Origin of the sequence: Methylosinus sporium (genome assembly GCF_003113265.1) — a bacterium.
Lineage (GTDB): Bacteria > Pseudomonadota > Alphaproteobacteria > Rhizobiales > Beijerinckiaceae > Methylosinus > Methylosinus sporium.
On sequence record NZ_PUIV01000017.1, the window covers coordinates 36,115 to 53,312 of the forward strand.

Genomic DNA, 17,198 nt, shown 5'->3' on the forward strand with positions numbered 1-17,198 from the left:
GCGACAGCGCGAATCGATTGCTCCGCCGGCGCGCGATACTCGCGAGCTGAGCGGGGCCTCGATCGGCGGCATGTCATGGACTTCGCCATGAGCTCGTACTTCGCCATGAGCTCGTCACAAAAACCTTATGTCACAGCGCCTTACGGCGGCGCCCGCCCGTCCGGAACCCGCGCGCGAGGCGTGCATTCGAACGTGTTCGTTCCGCGGAAAACGCGCCGTCCGTCCCGAGACGGTTCCCAGCGCCGAGAGCAATGAAATACGCGCGGCGTATTTCGGACCCTTCCACGGAACGTTTCCATACATAATGTCTCGAAGGCGACACCGCAAGTTGGGCGGGCCCATTCCGCGCCTTCGCCCACAGCCTGTCCTAAACTTCGCGTTAACCAGATATCCTCAGAAAGATTTCGGGCTCGCGCCCATGCGCGAGCCGCGCCATATTGTTTTCGGGCGAGCGCGCGAGCGGGGCGATTTTCGAAATGAACGACAGGCGACCGAGGGGAGCTCGGCCTTTGCGGGCTCAGGATCGGTCGGGCCGGCTCGCGCCTCGGCGACGATTTTCCGCGGTGGCTCTGGCCTTTAGCTTGGCTTTCGCCCCATTCGGCGCCGGCGCGGAGCCGGCGCCGCCGGCCGAGCCGGTGTCGGCGATCGCCGCGCGAATCGAGCAGAAGAAGGACCGGGCGCGCCTCGTCTTCGAGACGACGGCAGAGGTGACGCCGACCGTCTTTCCCGTCGCCGATCCGTACCGAATCGTCGTCGATCTGCCGGAAATGGCCTTCCGGCTCGACCCCGAAATCGGCCGCCCGGCCAAGGACAAGCGCGGCGCGGACGATCTCGTCGCCTCCTTCCGCTTCGGCCATTTCGCGCCGGGACGGTCGCGAATCGTCATCGATCTCGCGCGTCCGGCCAAAATCATCCGCGCCGAGAGCGATTCGAAGCTGAAGTCTCCCCGTTTCGTCGTCGAGCTCGAAGCGACCGACCCCGCGAGCTTTGCCGCAGAGGCGGCCCGAAGAGCGCCGGCCGCCGTCCCGAGAATCGCACAGAGCGCGGCCGTGGAGCCGCCTCCGCCGCCGCCGGGAAGCAAGCCCATGCTGATCATCGACCCCGGTCATGGCGGCGTCGACGTCGGCGCGGCCGGACCGCATGGCGAGCAGGAGAAGACCATCGTCCTCGAATTCGCCCGCGTGCTGAAGGCCAAGCTCGAGGCGAGCGGCAGACTGCGCGTGGCCCTCACCCGCAATGAAGACGCCTTTATGGCGCTCGACGAGCGGGTGCGCGTCGCTCGCCAGGCAGGCGCCGAATTGTTCTTGTCGATTCATGCGGATACGCTCGGCGAGGCGAGCGTCGAAGGGGCGACGGTCTATACGGTCTCCGGCCGCGCCTCGGACGCCGAGGCGGCGAAGATCGCGGAAAAAGAGAATTTCGCCGATCGCGCCGCCGGGCTGGAGCCGAAATCGGAGGACGCCGGCGAGGTCGGCGACATTCTCTACGACCTCACCCGCCGCGAGACCCGCGCCTATAGCCGCGTCTTCGCCCGCACGCTGATCGCCTATTGGCAAACCTTCGGCCATCTCAACAAGAATCCGAGCCGTTCCGCCGGCTTCGTCGTGCTGAAGGCCTTCGATATTCCCTCGGTTCTGCTCGAGCTCGGCTATCTTTCGAGCGCGCGCGATCTCTCGCGGCTCGTCTCGCCGGAATGGCGCGAACGCGCGGCCGCGGCCACAGCGCAGGCGATCGAGCGCTATTTCGAGGAACGCCAGGATCCGGCTCGCGAGCAGGCGCAGGCCAGCGCGCCGGCGCAAGCCGTGGCCGCGACCGCGCGCCCACAATAAAACATAAAAACTGGCATAAGGATGGGCGCGGATGCGGGGCCGATTCGGGTTTCCGTCGCGATAAAATATCTCTAAACGAGACGCCGACGGCGCGACGCGCGCCAGATTTCACGGCAATGCGTCTCCTTCGAGGATCATCCTTCATGCGTCTGCTCGTCCGGTTCTTCGGCTTCCTCTTCGCGACCGGCGCCATCGTCTTCCTGATCGCCGTGACGGCCGCCGCCGGCGTCGTCTATGTGTTCTCGAAAGACCTGCCGGACACGGCGCAATTACGCAATTACGAGCCGCCGGTCACGACGCGCATCCACGCCAATGACGGCTCCATTCTCGCCGAATATTCGCGCGAGCGCCGGCTGTTCCTGCCGAGCTCGGCGATTCCGCCGCTCGTCAAGCAGGCCTTCATCTCGGCCGAGGACAAGAATTTCTACACGCACAACGGCGTCGATTTCGAAGGCATCGCCCGCGCCGCCTCGATCCTCGCCCAAGGCGGCCGGCACATGCAGGGCGCCTCCACCATCACCCAGCAGGTGGCCAAGAACTTCCTCGTCGGCAATGAGCGCAGCTTCGAGCGCAAGATCCGCGAGGCGCTGATCTCCTTCCGTATAGAGGCGGCCTATCCCAAGGACCGCATCCTCGAGCTCTATCTCAACGAGATCTATCTCGGCCTCGGCAATTACGGCGTCGCCGCCGCGGCGCTGAATTATTTCAACAAATCGGTCTATGAGCTGACGATACCGGAAGCCGCCTATCTCGCCGCTCTGCCCAAGGCGCCGAACAACTATCACCCCTTCCTGCATCGCGACCGCGCGCTCGAGCGCCGCAATTATGTCATCGATCGCATGGTCGCCGACGGCTTCGTCTCGCAGAAGGACGGCGACAAGGCCAAGACCGAGCCGCTCGGCGTCAATCCGCGCGTCACCTCGCCCAACACCTATGTCGCCGGCTTCTTCGCCGAGGAGGTGCGCCGCGAGCTGCTCGACAAATATGGGGACAAGAAGCTTTATGAGGGCGGCCTCTCGGTGCGCTCGACGCTCGACCCCAAGATGCAGGCCATCACGCGCAAGGCGTTGGCCGACGGCCTCGTGCGCTTCGACGAGGCGCATGGTTTCCGCGGGCCGATGCGCCATATCGACATCTCCTATGATTGGGGCCTGCCGCTCGCCGATATTCCGGCTCTGGGTGATGTGAAGCCCTGGCGTCTCGCCGTGGTGCTGGAGACGAATGACAGCTTCGCCCGCATCGGCCTGCAGCCCGGGCGCGAGAAATCCGGCGAGGTGGCGCGCGAGCGCGAGACCGGCCAGCTCGGCCAGGAAGGGATGCGCTGGGCCGGCCGCAGCATTCGCGCCGCCCTGTCGCCGGGCGACGTCATTTATGTCGAGCCGCTCTCGGGCCGGCCGGGACAGTTTCGGCTGCGCCAGATTCCGGAAATCTCCGGCGCCATGGTGGCGATGGACCCCTATACGGGCCGCGTCTTCGCCATGGTCGGCGGCTTTTCTTATGATCAATCGGAGTTCAACCGCGCGACGCAGGCGCTGCGCCAGCCGGGCTCCTCCTTCAAGCCCTTCGTCTACGCCACCGCGCTCGACAATGGCTACACGCCCTCCTCCTCCATTCTGGACGAGCCGATCACCATCGTGCAGGCCAATGGCGAGAGCTGGACGCCGGAGAATTTCGAAGGCGCGCATGGCACCGGCGCACATCCGCTGCGCTATGGCATAGAGCACTCCAAGAATATGATGACGGTGCGCCTCGCCAAGGACGTCGGAATGCCGCTGATCGCCGAATACGCCAAACGCTTCGGCATTTATGACGAAATGCCGCTCTATCTGCCCATGGCGCTCGGCGCCGGCGAGACGACGGTGATGCGCATGGTGACCGCCTATTCCATGCTCTGCAATGGCGGCAAACGGGTGAAGGCGACGCTGATCGACCGCATTCAGGACCGCTGGGGCAAGACGATCTACCGCCATGACGAGCGCCAGTGCCTGGGCTGCGACGCCCCCAAATGGGAGAGCCAGAACGAGCCCAAGCTGATCGACAAGCGCGAGCAAGTGCTCGATCCACTCACCGCCTATCAGATCACCTCGATCATGGAGGGCGTCATCGAGCGCGGCACCGGGCAGTCGATCAAGGCCGTGGGCAAGCATCTCGCCGGCAAGACGGGCACCACCAACGAGGCCAAGGATCTGTGGTTCGTCGGCTTCTCGCCCGATCTCGCCGTCGGCGTCTATATCGGATACGACCGCCCGCGCCCCGTCGGCGAGGGCAAGAGCGCGCAGGCGGCGACCTATGCCGCGCCGATCTTTCGCGACTTCATGACGGTGGCGCTGAAGGACAAGCCCGACGTGCCCTTCCGCGTGCCGCCGGGAATCAAGCTGATCTCGGTCGATCCGCATTCGGGCCTGCGCTCCAAGGGCGCCGGCTCGATCCTCGAGGCCTTCAAGCCCGGCACTGCGCCTCCGGATTCCTACTCCCCGGCCGGCAGCGACGGCGGGCTCCAGTCTGGAGCCGCGCAGGATGTGGACAAGCAGGTGGGCAGCGGAACGGGCGGGTTGTACTGAAGCGGGGCGGGAAGCGATGTTCGGCCGATGATGACAGCGATCGATCCGATCATGAGCCGCTTCCGCGCCGCGCTCGGCGAGGCTTACGGCCCGCGGCTCGAACGAGTCGTGCTATTCGGCTCGAGGGCGCGCGGCGATGCGCGTCCCGATTCCGATTATGACGTGGCGATTTTTCTGACGGATATGGAGAGCTTCGGCCGCGAGGCGGATCGGATCGCCGAGATCGAGACAGACATTCTCTACGACACCGGGGCCGTCATCAACGCCCTGCCCTTCATCGCAGCAGCCTATCGCGAGCCGACCGCGCTGATGGGAGAGCTACGACGCGAAGGCGTCGATCTGTGAAAGCGGAAGCCGCCGACTTTCTCGAGAAGGCGCGCGAGGATCTGAGCGACGCCCGAAAGATCGCCGCGATCGGACTCTCCAAAGTCGCCGCTCGTTGCGCTTATTACGCCGCTTTTCACGCAGCCGAAGCCTTCATCATCGAAGCGACCGGAAAGAGCGTGAAGACCCACTCCGGCGCGAGAGCCGAGTTCGCTCGTCTGGCGAAAGACAGCGGAGCGATCGACAAGTCGCTGCCGAAATTCCTCGCGAAAGCCTATATTTACAAGGAAATCAGCGACTATGGCGCCGGTCCCGGCGCCGATGTCACGCCCTCTGACGCAGAAGAGGCGATCGTGGCGGCGACGCACTTCATCGATAGCATAGCGGCTTTGCTGGCTAGAGAGTGACGCCTCTACTCCCCCGCGCTCCGCAGCGCCGCCGCAGCGGCGAAGGGGCAGAGCGCCAGCGCGCCGAGGCTGATCGCGCATAAAATAGCGAAAGGCGCGGCGAAGGACACTGTGCCGCCCGTCGCCGCCTCCGCCGCCGAGACGCCGAAAATCAGCACCGGAATCGTCAGCGGCAGCACCAGCAGCGCCATCAACAGGCCGCCGCGGCGCAGCGTCACCGTCGCCGCCGCGCCGATGGCGCCGATCAGCGTCAGCGCCGGCGTGCCGGCCAGCAGCGTCAAGGTCACGGCGGCGAGCGCCGTCTCCTCCTGCTGGAGCATCAGGCCGAGGAAGGGCGCGGCGAGCGTCAGCGGCAGGCCGGTCGTCACCCAATGGGCGGCGCATTTCGCCAGAACCGCCAGCTCGAGCGGCGCGCGGCCGAGGTGAAAGAGATCGAGCGAGCCATCCTCGAGATCGGCCTGGAACAGCCGATCGAGGCAGAGAAGGCTCGCCAGCAGTGCCGCGATCCACAAGATCGCCGGACCGATGCGGGCGAGGAGATTGGGGTCCGGGCCGATGGCGAAGGGGACGATCGAGACCATCACCAGAAAAAACACGACCCCCATGGTCGCCGAGCCGCCGATGCGGCGAGCGACGCGCAAATCGCGCAGGAAGAGAGCGAGAAGCGGAGAATTCACGAATTCGCCCCCAGCGCCAGCTCGCGCGCATCCTCGAGGCCGAGCGGCTCGTGAGTCGCGGCGATGATCATTCCGCCGAGCGCGCGATGCTCCATCATCAGCCGGGCGAGTCGCACCCGCGAGGCGGCGTCGAGCGCGCTGGTCGGCTCGTCGAGCAGCCAGAGCGGCCGGAAGACCACCAGCAGCCGGGCGAGCGCGATGCGGCGCTTCTGCCCAGCGGAGAGCATGGCGACCGGCGTCTCCGAAAGATGCGCGAGCCCTACGCGCTCCAGCGCCTCCGCCGGGGCGAGGCTGCGCCGATCCGGCTCCTCCCCCAGAAATTGCGCCCAGAATTCCAGATTTTCACGGGCGCTGAGCGGCGCCTTCAGCCCATCGGCATGGGCGAGATAATGGAGCAGCGTCGCCGGCTCTTCCGCCTCCGTGGCGCCCTCGATCGCGATATGGCCGGAAAGACGCGGCAAAAGGCCCGCGAGCGCCCGCAAAAGCGTCGATTTGCCGGCGCCGTTGCGGCCGGTGACGATCAGCGCCTCGCCGCTCGCGAGCGAGAAGCCGAGGCCCGCCAGCACGCGCCGGCCGCCGCGGGCGACCGCGAGATCGTCCACCCGCAGGCGCCGCCATCCCGAAGGTCGGAGCCCGGAGTCCGGCAGCGGCGAGAGAGGCGGTTCTGAACTCATAGCTCGCAATAGAACAAGTTCTGTCCGAAAGAAATCGCCTCGCGCGGGCGAGGCGATCAAATCGTTCGTCGAACGACCCGTCCGATTCCGATGGCGCTCTCACGCTCCGAAATACATTGCGTCTTACTCCGGCCCCGAGCCGATCACTGCCCATCCACCATCGCGGTCGCGCTCGCATGAGAAGACAGGTCCGTCGCCTTGACTGTGGCCTGGGAGACATTCACAAGATGCACATCAATACGCGCCGTGACCGCCCCGACAGTCGTCGCGACCGACTGGAGTTCTCCGAAGCTCGTTGTCGTCGGAGCGCCGCCGGCTGTGATGCTGTATTCGATATTGACATTGCCATTCGGCGTAAAGTTCGTTCCATCTACTCTAAAGAACCTTCCGCCCGCATCCGTCAACGAGGAAATTGAGATTTGAGGCGTGACGCCGATGGGCTGAGTTCTGACGCCCGTAGCTGGGCTCCACCACAGAGAGCCGCGCTGGAAATCCTGCCGCCGGATGGGCGCCCCTTGATGTTCCTGGTATTCGGCCGTGATCGGATAGCCGAGCGCGCTCCGTTCCCAACCCATATCGGCCCATTTCTGACGGATCGCGCCATATATCTCGACGGCGCCGGTTTGCGGCGTCCAATATATCGACGCCTCTGGCTTGCCGGGCGAATGAATAGCGCGAAAATGGTTGTATCTGCCGACCGTGTCTGGCGTCGTCGATTCGTCAATTATCGGATAGCCTAGCGCGCGCTCCCATCCAAGCTGCGCCCATTTGCCCCTGATAGCGCCGTAGACCGCGTGCGCCCCGGTCTCGGGCGTCCAGTAGATCGACGCCTCCGGTTTACCCGCCAAGTGAACCGCGCGAAAGTGATTGTATCTCCCGATGCTGTCGGGCGCCGTCGATTCGTCGGTAATCGGATAGCCCAGGGCGCGCTCCCATCCAAGCTGCGCCCATTTGCCCCTGATAGCGCCGTAAACCGCGTGCGCCCCGGTCTCGGGCGTCCAGTAGATCGACGCCTCCGGCTTACCCGCCAAGTGAACCGCGCGAAAATGATTGTATCTCCCGATGCTGTCGGGCGCCGTCGATTCGTCGGTAATCGGATAGCCGTAATTTTCGAATCCGGTTTGTGCCCACTTCTGTCCGATTGCGCCCCAGACGGCGTTCGCGCCGGTCTCTGGATGCCAATATATAAATCCAAATGCGAAGCGATTGAAGCGACCGCCATAGCGCGCATCCGCCTCGTCGGAACGCGCGTCGCCGAGCGTTCCACGTTCGCCGCCCAGCGCCCGCCACTTGTCTCCGATCGCGCCATAGACAGCGAAAGCGCAAGCTGCCGTGGCGCAGAGGTTTCCAACGACAACAAGTCCGATCAAATATTTGTGATTACTCACTCAAACCTCCCGCCTCACAGGTTTCAAGAAACATTCGAAACTCTCCGCTCTCGGCAAAGATCAAGAAATACGTCGTAATACGCTTATTGTTCTACGAGAAAGCAGAGACTGTTTGATCTTACGAAATATTCGACGCTTCGTGCATCATCCGTTTGGGGGAGACGGCATTGGGCGGCAGAGGCTGCTGCAGCTGCAGCTGCAGCTGCGCATGAGCCGACGCAACTATGGAGGCGTCGACCGCTCAGAATCGGCCAAAGTCGCCAATGGCGAGCTCCCGATGTGTAAGGAGGGATGCTTTCGCTGGCGCTCCCGGCCGGAAGAATGCTAAGCCTTCCTGCCGACGGCGGGTGCCACGACAATCGTTCCGCGCCCGCTCTTCCATTGGAGCGACCGCGCCCTTCGAGCGCGGCGAAAAGATCGGGACAACGCGCTAAGTGGCGAAGCATAACAGCCTTTCGGATTACGCATCGAGACGATTTCGTTTCGCCGGCAATGCGCTCCTCCAATATCACGATCCCTTCTTCGCGCAGATCGATCGGCTTCGCGCCGATTTCGAGGCGAAGGGAACGCATTTCGTCAGCTTCGCCAATTACGACTATCTCGGCCTCGCCAATCACCCCAAGATTCTGGAGGAGGCCGATCGCGAGCTGCATCGGCTCGGCGTCGGCGCGCTGGCCTCGCGCCTCGTCGGCGGCGAGCGCTCGACGCACAAGCCCTTCGAGGCGGAGATCGCCGAATTTCTCGGCATGGAGGCGGCGCTGACGCTGGTCTCCGGCTATCTCGCCAATGTGACGACCATCTCCTGGCTGCTCGGCAAGCGCGACGCTCTGTTCATCGACGAGCTCGCCCACAACAGCATCGTCGCCGGCTGCGAAGCCTCGCCGGCCGAGGTCATCAAGTTCCGCCACAACGACTTCGAGCATCTGGACCATCTCCTCGCCAAGAAGCGCCAGGACTTCCGCCATGTGCTCATCGTCGTCGAGGGCATATACAGCATGGACGGCGACACCGCCGATCTGCCGCGACTCGTGGAGCTGAAAGACCGCCACGACGCCTGGCTGATGGTCGATGAGGCGCATTCGCTCGGCGTGCTGGGCGAGACGGGCCGCGGCCTCGCCGAGCTGCAGGGCGTCGATCCCGGCCGGCTCGATCTCGTCGTCGGCACAATGTCGAAGACGCTCGCCTCCTGCGGCGGCTTCGTCTGCGCGAAAAAGCCGGTCATCGACTGGTTCCGCTACACGCTGCCGGGCTTCGTCTACAGCGTCGGCCTCTCGCCGGTGATTCTCGCCTCGGCGCGCACCGCTCTGCGGCTGATGCAGGAGGAGAGCTGGCGCGTCGGCAAGCTCGCGCGCAACGCGGAGCTCTTCCGCGACTACGCCCATGCCAATGGGCTGAGCACCGGGCCGGCGATCGGCCGCGGCGTGGTGCCGATTCTGTTCCAGGACAGCGTCGAGACCATGTGGGCCTCGCAGCATCTGCTCGGCCTCGGCTTCTATGTGCCGCCGATCGTGCAGATCGGCGTGCCCAAAGACCAACCGCGTCTGCGTTTCTTCCTCTCCGCCAATCATTCCGAGGATGAGATTCGCGCCGTGCTCGACGCGCTGCGCGATCTGCCGCCGGTGGCCGCAGAGGCGCATGAATTGGTGAAAAAGGCGATGGCGGGCGCGAGCCTGTGAGGGTAACGAGGGAGTGAGCGGGGCGTAAAGAAACGCAGGCCGCCGCTCGCGACCGCCTGCTCCCCACTCGCTCCGCTCTCCCGCGTCGATATGCCAGCTTTCGCTCGCTTCTCTAGCTCGATAGGTGTTCGCTATGGCCGGCATCGAGATTGTTCCTGTCGATAATCTTTTGCGATTCCTGACCTTCTGCAAGCTGCCGCGTCTCATCTATAAGGGCCAGAAAGGCTTCGCGCCTTCGCTCGACGCCGAGCGCTGGAATCTCTACAGCCACAAGCTCAATCCGCATTTCAAGCATGTCGAGGCGCAGGAGTTTCTGGCGCGCAGGGACGGCAAATGGGTCGGCCGCATCGGCGCGCAGGTCTATAAGCCCGAGATTCAGCCCGTCTCCACCTCGCGCTGGCAATTCGGCTCGCTCGACGCCATCGACGACATAGAGGTGGTGCGCGCGTTGACGCAGGCCGCAGAGGAATGGCTGCGCGCGCGCGGCGCGGAGACCATCGTCGGCCCCTTCGCACCGGACATCAATGGCGAAAGCGGCATGCTGATCGACGGCTTCGAAGCGACGCCGATGTTTCTGATGCCCTGGCATCCGCCCTATCTGTCGCGGCTCATCGAGGCGCTGGGCTATGACAAGGCGAAGGATCTGATCTCCTACCGTCATCTCTCCGCGGAGCAGGATCTCAGCAAGGAACGCCGCATCGCGGATCGCCCCGAATGGCGCAACCGCTTGAAGATTCGCCAGCTCGATCGCGATCATCTGAAGCAGGGCGAAACCGCGCTGATGTCCGATCTCTTCAACGACGCCTGGCGCGGCAATTGGGGCTTCGTGCCGCTCGGCAAGGACGAACTCGACGGCTTCGCGGACCTCATGAAATATGTGATGCCGCCGGAATTCGGCATTGTGCTCGAATTCGACGGCGCGCCGGTCTCCTTCGCGGTGGCGCTGCCCAATCTGCACGAGATCACCGCCGATTTCGACGGCAAGCTGCTGCCCTTCAATCTGTTCAAGCTGATCTCGCGCATCCGCAAGCACAAATTCTCGACCGCGCGCCTGCTGCTGCTCGGCACGCGCAAGACGCTGCAGAACAGCGCCACGGGCGGCGCGATCCTGCTGTCGCTGATCGAGGACATGCGGCGACGCAGCTGCGTCGACGCCAGCATCGTCGCGCTCGAGGCCGGCTGGGTGCTGGAGGACAATATGGGCATGCGCAAGCCGATCGAAATGTTCGGCGGCAAAATCGACAAGATTCACCGCGTCTATGAGAAGCGCGTGGCGGGCGCGCCGCCCGCTGCAACCGAGGCTGTGAGAGAAGAGGCGACTCCATGAATGTCATCTCGATTTCTTCGACGTCCTCCGCCGATCGCTCGCATGTCGAGCGTCGCCGCCTCATTCTCGAGGCGCATCCGGAAGTGAGGACGCTGTTCGGCAAGGACGATCTCACTTTCAAGATCACCGCCGGCATATTCGCCGGCCAGCTGCTGATCGCCGCCATTCTCGGCTGGCTCGGCCTCTCCTATTGGCCCCTGACCTTGCTGCTCGCCATTTGCGTCGGCGCCTTCGCCAATCACGCAGCTTTCGTCGCCATTCATGACGCAATCCATAATTGCGTGTTCGACAACACGCTCTACAACAAGCTCACCGCTCTGCTCGCCGATCTGCCCAACGCCTTTCCGACGGCGATGGGCTTTCGCTGCTATCACATCAAGCATCACTCGCATCTGTCAGCCTATGATTACGACGCCGACGTTCCGAGCCATTGGGAAGTGGAGTGGGTGGGCGACAGCACATGGCGCAAGGCGCTGTGGCTGTTCTTCTTCCCGGCGATCCAGCTGGCGCGCCTCTCCCGGCTCAAGGGCACTGTGCCGATCATGGGCCTGTGGACCTATATCAACGCGGCCGTCATCCTGCTCTTCGACATCTTCGTGCTCTGGGCCTTCGGCCCTAATGCGCTGCTCTATCTGATCCTCTCCTTCTGGTTCTCGGTCGGCGGGCTGCATCCCTTGAGCGCGCGCTGGGTGCAGGAGCATTTCGCCTTCGGCCCCAATCAGGGCACGTTCGACTATTACGGCCCGCTCAACAAAGTCGCGCTCAACATCGGCTATCACAACGAGCATCACGACTTTCACGAGATTCCCTGGCGCCGCCTGCCGGAGCTCACCGAAATGGCGCCCGAGTTCTACAAGCCGCTCGGCGCGCATTATTCGTGGTTCGCCCTGCTCGTCACCTTTGTCTTCGACCCGCGCTATTCGCTGCGGACGCGCTCCGCCAATGTGGAGGCCGCCAGCGCCGCGCAGCTCGTTCCCGTCCCGGCGGAGTAGAGTTTCCCATGACTGCGACCGAACACGAGGCGCTCGACGCCTCGCCGCGCCTCTTCGAGAGCGACCTTCTCGACAAATATTCGCGCGTCCATCATCTGACCCCGCCGCTCGTCTATGGGCCGATCATTCTCTGGCTGATCGCCTATGCGAGCAATTATGCGAGCGCGGGCTATATCCTCCTCGCCTTCGTCGCCGGCTATGCGGCCTGGACGCTCACCGAATATTTCGGCCATCGCTTCCTGTTCCATACGGTGTTTCCGCTGCCCTTCGGGCTCGGGCCGCGCTTCCAGTTCCTCATCCATGGCGTGCATCACATCTATCCGAGCGATCCGCTGCGGCTCGTCATGCCGCCGCTGCTGTCGACGCCGATCATGCTGATCGCGCTCTCGCTCATCCGCCTCGTCTTCGGCGGCGATTTCGCCTGGCCCATGCTGGCGGGCTTCATCGCCGGCTATGTGCTCTATGACTGCGTGCATTATTGGACGCATCACGGCCAGCCCAAATCCAAGCTCGGCCATCTGGTGCGCCGGCTGCACATGCTGCATCATTTCCGTGATCCGGAGCGCGGCTTCGGCGTCCATGCGATCTGGTGGGATTACGTCTTCGGCACCAATTACGAGCAGGGCCAGACGCCCGGAAACCGCGCGGTGTGACGGGCTTATCGTCGCAGGACCTACTATGCGCCGCTTTCGGTCATAAATGAGCCGAGGCGCCGGCGCATAGGACGCATAGGCAGGCGTCCGCCGCGCCTCGAGCGAGCCGAACCATGTCGAGCCTCAAAGGTCCGCCTGTGGCGAGTTCCGATCTGCAGCGCGCCGAGCATGGCCGTATCCGCGCGATCTTCGTCGCGCTCGCGCCGCAGCTCGTACGGTGGTATCGCTCCTCGCTGTCCTGGCGCCTCGCCATCGGCCTGCTCGCCGCGGCCGCGGGCGTCGTCTGGCGGCTGCTCATCGCCGGCGAGAGCGGCGGCCACACCTATGTCACCTTCTATCTCCCGGTCCTCGTCGCCTCCTTCACCGGCGGCGCTGTGTCCGGCGCTCTGACACTGCTCCTCAGCGCCGCCGTCGCCCAGCTCTGGATCGCGCGGATCGAGGGCCTCGAGGACGCGCTCGCTTTCGCCACCTTCCTCACGACCAATGGCCTCATCGTCGTCGTCGGCGAAGCCTTCCAGCGCACGCTGACCCATATCGACAACCTCGAGACGCGCCATGCGATGGAGCGGCTCGCGGCGCAGAATGCGCGGCTCGTCGAGCAGTTCGGCAATGTCGCGCTGGCGGCGCCGGGAGTCGTCTTCTCCTTCCGGCTCGACACGGGCGGCTTCAGCTCCTGCCCCTATCTCGCCGAGAATGTGCGCACCGTTTTCGGCGTCGCGCCGGATGAGATTTCCGCCAACGCCGCGCCCATGCTCCGCCGCATCGACGGCGCCGACGCCGAACGGATGCGCGCCAGTTTCGCGCGTTCGGCGGCGCAGATGACGCTGCTGCGCGAAGAATTCCGCTACAGCCATCCCACCAAGGGGACGATCTGGCTGGAGACGCAGGCGCAGCCGGTGCGTCAGGCGGACGGCTCCACCGTCTGGCACGGCTATGCGCAGGATGTGACGGAGCGCAAGCGCGAGGAGGCGGCACGGCTCGAGGCCGAGCGCGCATTGGAACAGCGCATCGTCGAGCTCGAGCGCGCCAATGAGCGGCTCGCCCGCTTCGCCTATGTCGCCTCGCATGATCTGCAGGAGCCGCTGCGCAAGATCGTGGCCTTCTCGCAAATGCTCGACGCGGCCGTCTCCGCCTCCGATCAGAAGGACATTTCCTATGCGAGCGAGGTGATGCGCGGCTCGGCGCTGCGGGCGCGCGAATTGGTGGAGGATCTGCTCGTCTATTCACGCATCGTCGACGCCCCGCTGAAGGTGCAGCGGCGCGAGCTGCGCGTCGAGATCCAATCGGCTCTGACCGACCTCTCCGAGCTGATCGAGGAATCGAAGGCAGATGTGACCCTCGATGCGCCGCGGGTCCAGTTCGAGGCGGACCCTCCGCAATTCGCGCGGCTCATGCATAATCTGGTCAGCAATGCGATCAAATTCCGAAGGCAGGGGGAGACGCCGCGCATCGCCATCGCCGGCCATGTCGAGGACGGGCTGCTCCGCCTCTCCGTCTCGGACGACGGCGTCGGCTTCGAGGCGAAATATGCGAAAGCCATCTTCGAGCCGTTCAAGCGCCTGCACAGCAAATCGGATTATCCCGGCACCGGCATCGGTCTCGCCATTTGCAAGACGATCGCCGATCGCCACGGCTGGATGCTGACCGCGCGGTCGCAGCCGCTACAGGGCGCGACATTCGAGGTGACGATGCGCTTGCCGAGCTGACGGCCGCGCCCTGGATTTGCGAGATGCGACCGAGACCAGATCATGCATGAGCTTTTCGCGCTCGCCGCGCGCTGCCGCGCCCTAACCGGCCGGATGCGCTATCTCGGAGCGTCGGGGCTCACTTTAGCCGCGCTCGCGCTGCTGGCGCTGCTGCGCGACCGGCTGCCGCCCGGCGAGCTGCTCTTGTTTCTGCCCGCCGTTCTGCTGTCCGCCCTGTTTTTCGGCGGCGAGGCCGGCGGCTGGTCGGCAGCCTTCAGCGCCGCGCTCGCCGCCTTGTTCCTGTTCCAGGGAGAAGGCTTCGCCGTCTCCGACCCGGCGGAAGCGCTCGCGCTCGTGCTGTTCATCTGCGTCGCGCTCTTCGTCGTCTATGTGCTGCAAGAATTCTCGAACGCGATCGACCGGCGCGACGACGAGACGGCCGCCGCCCAGGCGCTGGCGACCAAGACCGAGCGATTGAGGCGGCTGTATCTACAAGAGATGGCGCATCGCACGAAGAATGATCTGCAATTCGCCGGCTCCATGCTGCAGATCGAGGCGCGCGCGCTCGACGATGAAAGCGCGCGCGCTGCTCTGCTCGCGGTGGCGAGCCGCATTGCCGTGATGAGCCGCGTCTATGCGCTTCTCCAGCACGGCGACATGTCCGATGTTTCGATGAAGCCGCTCATCGGCGATCTCTGCGCCAATCTTCGGCTGGCGCTCGTCGGCGTGCGGCCGATCGCGCTGCGGACGGAGGTGGCCGATTGCACGCTCGGCGTGGACGAAGCCCGCGCGCTCGCGCTCATCGTCAATGAGCTCGTCGGCAATGCGCTGAAATACGCCTTTCCCGAGGATCGTCCCGGAACGGTGCGCGTGCGCTTGAGCCGCGACGGCGACGATCTGACTTTGACGGTGGAGGATGACGGCGTCGGGCCCGTCTCGACCGAAGCGAAGGGCGCCGGCGTCGGGCAGAAGCTGGCGCGCTCGCTCGGCCAGCAGCTCGGCGGCGCTCTCGTCATCGAGCCGGGCGAAAAAGGCCTGCGCTGCGAGCTGCGCTTCCCGGCCCCGCCCAGGTGAGGCGAACGCTCACCCGGCCCGCAGCTCGATTTCCTCTATATCCTCGTCCGAGAGGCCGAAGTGATGGCCGATCTCATGGACCAGGACATGGGTGATGACTTCTTGCAGCGTGTCCTCGCCATCCGCCCAATAATCGAGGAGCGGACGGCGATAGAGCCAGATCATATTCGGCGGCTCGCCGGTATGTCCCGTCGCATCGCGCTGGGCGAGGCCATGGCCGCGAAACAATCCCAAGAGATCGAACTCCGTCTCGCATTCCATCTCCTCGAGGATTTCCTCGTCCGGAAAATCCTCGACATGGATCACGAGCCCTTCGCAGAGCCGCGTGAAGCGCGACGGCAGCGATGCGAAAGCCGCATCGGCCAGAACCTCGAAATCCTCGAGCGAAGGGGCGCGCAGGCCGGCGAGAACGCTGTCGTCGAGAGGCGAGGCCATTCCGAGACTACCTCCAGCTGCGAACATCCACGAAATGGCCGGCGATGGCCGCCGCCGCCGCCATGGCCGGCGACACGAGATGGGTGCGGCCCTTGAAGCCCTGACGGCCCTCGAAATTGCGGTTCGAGGTCGAGGCGCAGCGCTCGCCCGGCGCGAGACGATCCGGATTCATCGCGAGGCACATCGAGCAGCCCGGCTCGCGCCATTCGAAGCCGGCGGCGGTGAACACTTTGTCCAGCCCCTCCGCCTCGGCCTGCGCCTTCACGAGGCCCGAGCCCGGCACGACGATGGCGTTGACCTTGGCGTTGATCTGCTTGCCGGCGACCACGGTCGCGGCGGCGCGAAGATCCTCGATGCGGCCATTGGTGCAGGAGCCGATAAAGACGCGATCGATGGCGATGTCGCTCGCCTTCTCGCCGCCCTTCAGGCCCATATATTCGAGCGCGCGGGCGATAGCCTGACGCTTGGCCGGACTGGCGACGCTGTCCGGCGTCGGCACGAGGCCGGTGATCGGCATCACATCCTCAGGCGAGGTGCCCCAGGTGAGGGTCGGCGGCAGGGCGGCGGCGTCGAGCACGATCACGCGGTCGTAATGCGCGCCTTCGTCGGAGCGCAGCGTCTCCCAATAGCGGACGGCGGCGTCGAATATTTCGCCCTGCGGGGCCTTGGGCCGGCCGCGGAGATATTCGTAAGTCTTCTCGTCCGGCGCGACGAGGCCGGCGCGGGCGCCGCCTTCGATCGACATGTTGCAGACGGTCATGCGGCCCTCGATCGAGAGATCGCGGATCGCCTCGCCCGCATATTCGATCACATGGCCGGTGCCGCCGGCGGTGCCGATCTCGCCGATGATGGCGAGAATAATGTCCTTGGCGGTCGCGCCCTCGGCCAGCTTGCCGTCGACGCGCACCAGCATATTGGCGGCCTTTTTCTGGATCAGCGTCTGCGTCGCCAGAACATGCTCGACCTCCGAGGTGCCGATGCCGTGGGCGAGCGCGCCGAAGGCGCCATGGGTGGAGGTGTGGCTGTCGCCGCAGACGATCGTCGTGCCGGGCAGAGTGAAGCCCTGCTCCGGGCCGACGATATGCACGACGCCCTGACGCGAATCATGCTCATTGTAATATTCGACGCCGAATTCCGCGGCGTTGATGGCGAGCTGCTCGACCTGCGCCTTGCTCTCGGGATCGGTGATCGGCAGAGAGCGGTCGGTCGTCGGCACATTATGGTCGACGACGGCCAGCGTCTTGCCCGGCGCGCGGACCTTGCGGCCGGAGGTGCGCAGCCCCTCGAAGGCCTGCGGGCTCGTCACCTCATGAATCAAATGGCGATCGATGTAGATGAGGGACGCGCCGTCCTCCTGCTCGTGAACCACATGATCGTCCCAGATCTTGTCGTAGAGCGTGCGCGGGCGTCCTGCCATTTGTCTCGTTCCTGCTCCGAGCCGTAAAAAGAACCGTAATTCGGCCTCGACCGAACCGGGTAGGCTGTTCTACTCGCAA

General features: G+C 64.7%; 15 protein-coding genes. 10 read left to right on the forward strand and 5 right to left on the reverse strand.

The window, feature by feature from the left end; translation table 11 throughout:
• Window positions 1-563 precede the first annotated feature (563 nt).
• From C5689_RS11780 to C5689_RS11795, 4 genes are all read left to right on the forward strand, one after another.
• Window positions 564-1,829 carry an N-acetylmuramoyl-L-alanine amidase gene (locus tag C5689_RS11780; RefSeq protein ID WP_244594676.1) on the forward strand — a complete coding sequence of 422 codons (1,266 nt, stop codon included), beginning with the start codon at window positions 564-566 and terminating at the stop codon, window positions 1,827-1,829.
• A gap of 143 nt (window positions 1,830-1,972) precedes the next feature.
• A complete protein-coding gene (locus C5689_RS11785; RefSeq protein WP_108917465.1) occupies window positions 1,973-4,390 on the forward strand; it encodes a penicillin-binding protein 1A in 2,418 nt (805 codons plus the stop codon).
• 27 nt (window positions 4,391-4,417) lie between these two features.
• Window positions 4,418-4,735 carry a nucleotidyltransferase domain-containing protein gene (locus tag C5689_RS11790; protein ID WP_108917466.1) on the forward strand — a complete coding sequence of 106 codons (318 nt, stop codon included), beginning with the start codon at window positions 4,418-4,420 and terminating at the stop codon, window positions 4,733-4,735.
• Window positions 4,732-5,121 carry a HEPN domain-containing protein gene (locus C5689_RS11795; RefSeq protein ID WP_108917467.1) on the forward strand — a complete coding sequence of 130 codons (390 nt, stop codon included), beginning with the start codon at window positions 4,732-4,734 and terminating at the stop codon, window positions 5,119-5,121. Before C5689_RS11790 ends, C5689_RS11795 begins: the two co-directional genes overlap by 4 nt.
• Window positions 5,122-5,126: 5 nt before the next feature.
• Here C5689_RS11795 and ccmB read toward each other — a convergent pair whose 3' ends face one another.
• From ccmB to C5689_RS11810, 3 genes are all read right to left on the reverse strand, one after another.
• Window positions 5,127-5,798, reverse strand: coding sequence for a heme exporter protein CcmB (gene ccmB, locus C5689_RS11800; RefSeq protein ID WP_108917468.1), 672 nt, complete (start codon window positions 5,796-5,798; stop codon window positions 5,127-5,129).
• Window positions 5,795-6,472 carry a heme ABC exporter ATP-binding protein CcmA gene (gene ccmA / locus C5689_RS11805; protein ID WP_425293402.1) on the reverse strand — a complete coding sequence of 226 codons (678 nt, stop codon included), beginning with the start codon at window positions 6,470-6,472 and terminating at the stop codon, window positions 5,795-5,797. The genes ccmB and ccmA overlap by 4 nt, the downstream gene beginning before the upstream one ends.
• Before the next feature lie 143 nt (window positions 6,473-6,615).
• On the reverse strand, window positions 6,616-7,860 hold the full coding sequence (locus C5689_RS11810) for a hypothetical protein (RefSeq protein ID WP_206605365.1): 1,245 nt from the start codon (window positions 7,858-7,860) through the stop codon (window positions 6,616-6,618).
• Window positions 7,861-8,294: 434 nt separating this feature from the next.
• Here C5689_RS11810 and C5689_RS11815 point away from each other — a divergent pair, with 434 nt between their 5' ends.
• From C5689_RS11815 to C5689_RS11840, 6 genes are all read left to right on the forward strand, one after another.
• Entirely contained in the window at window positions 8,295-9,536 is a 1,242-nt protein-coding gene (locus C5689_RS11815) for an aminotransferase class I/II-fold pyridoxal phosphate-dependent enzyme (RefSeq protein WP_108917469.1), read from the forward strand.
• A 133-nt stretch (window positions 9,537-9,669) separates the two neighbouring features.
• On the forward strand, window positions 9,670-10,863 hold the full coding sequence (locus C5689_RS11820; RefSeq protein WP_108917470.1) for a hypothetical protein: 1,194 nt from the start codon (window positions 9,670-9,672) through the stop codon (window positions 10,861-10,863).
• Window positions 10,860-11,855 (forward strand): fatty acid desaturase, encoded by a 996-nt coding sequence (locus C5689_RS11825; RefSeq protein WP_108917471.1) that lies wholly within the window; start codon window positions 10,860-10,862, stop codon window positions 11,853-11,855. Before C5689_RS11820 ends, C5689_RS11825 begins: the two co-directional genes overlap by 4 nt.
• A gap of 8 nt (window positions 11,856-11,863) precedes the next feature.
• Entirely contained in the window at window positions 11,864-12,508 is a 645-nt protein-coding gene (locus tag C5689_RS11830; RefSeq protein WP_108917472.1) for a sterol desaturase family protein, read from the forward strand.
• Window positions 12,509-12,621: 113 nt separating this feature from the next.
• Window positions 12,622-14,214 (forward strand): sensor histidine kinase, encoded by a 1,593-nt coding sequence (locus C5689_RS11835; protein ID WP_108917473.1) that lies wholly within the window; start codon window positions 12,622-12,624, stop codon window positions 14,212-14,214.
• Window positions 14,215-14,256: 42 nt separating this feature from the next.
• Window positions 14,257-15,267 (forward strand): sensor histidine kinase, encoded by a 1,011-nt coding sequence (locus tag C5689_RS11840; protein WP_108917474.1) that lies wholly within the window; start codon window positions 14,257-14,259, stop codon window positions 15,265-15,267.
• A 9-nt stretch (window positions 15,268-15,276) separates the two neighbouring features.
• Here C5689_RS11840 and C5689_RS11845 read toward each other — a convergent pair whose 3' ends face one another.
• Window positions 15,277-15,702 (reverse strand): metallopeptidase family protein, encoded by a 426-nt coding sequence (locus tag C5689_RS11845; RefSeq protein WP_108917475.1) that lies wholly within the window; start codon window positions 15,700-15,702, stop codon window positions 15,277-15,279.
• A gap of 7 nt (window positions 15,703-15,709) precedes the next feature.
• Window positions 15,710-17,119, reverse strand: coding sequence for a 3-isopropylmalate dehydratase large subunit (gene leuC / locus C5689_RS11850; protein WP_108917476.1), 1,410 nt, complete (start codon window positions 17,117-17,119; stop codon window positions 15,710-15,712).
• Window positions 17,120-17,198 lie beyond the last annotated feature (79 nt).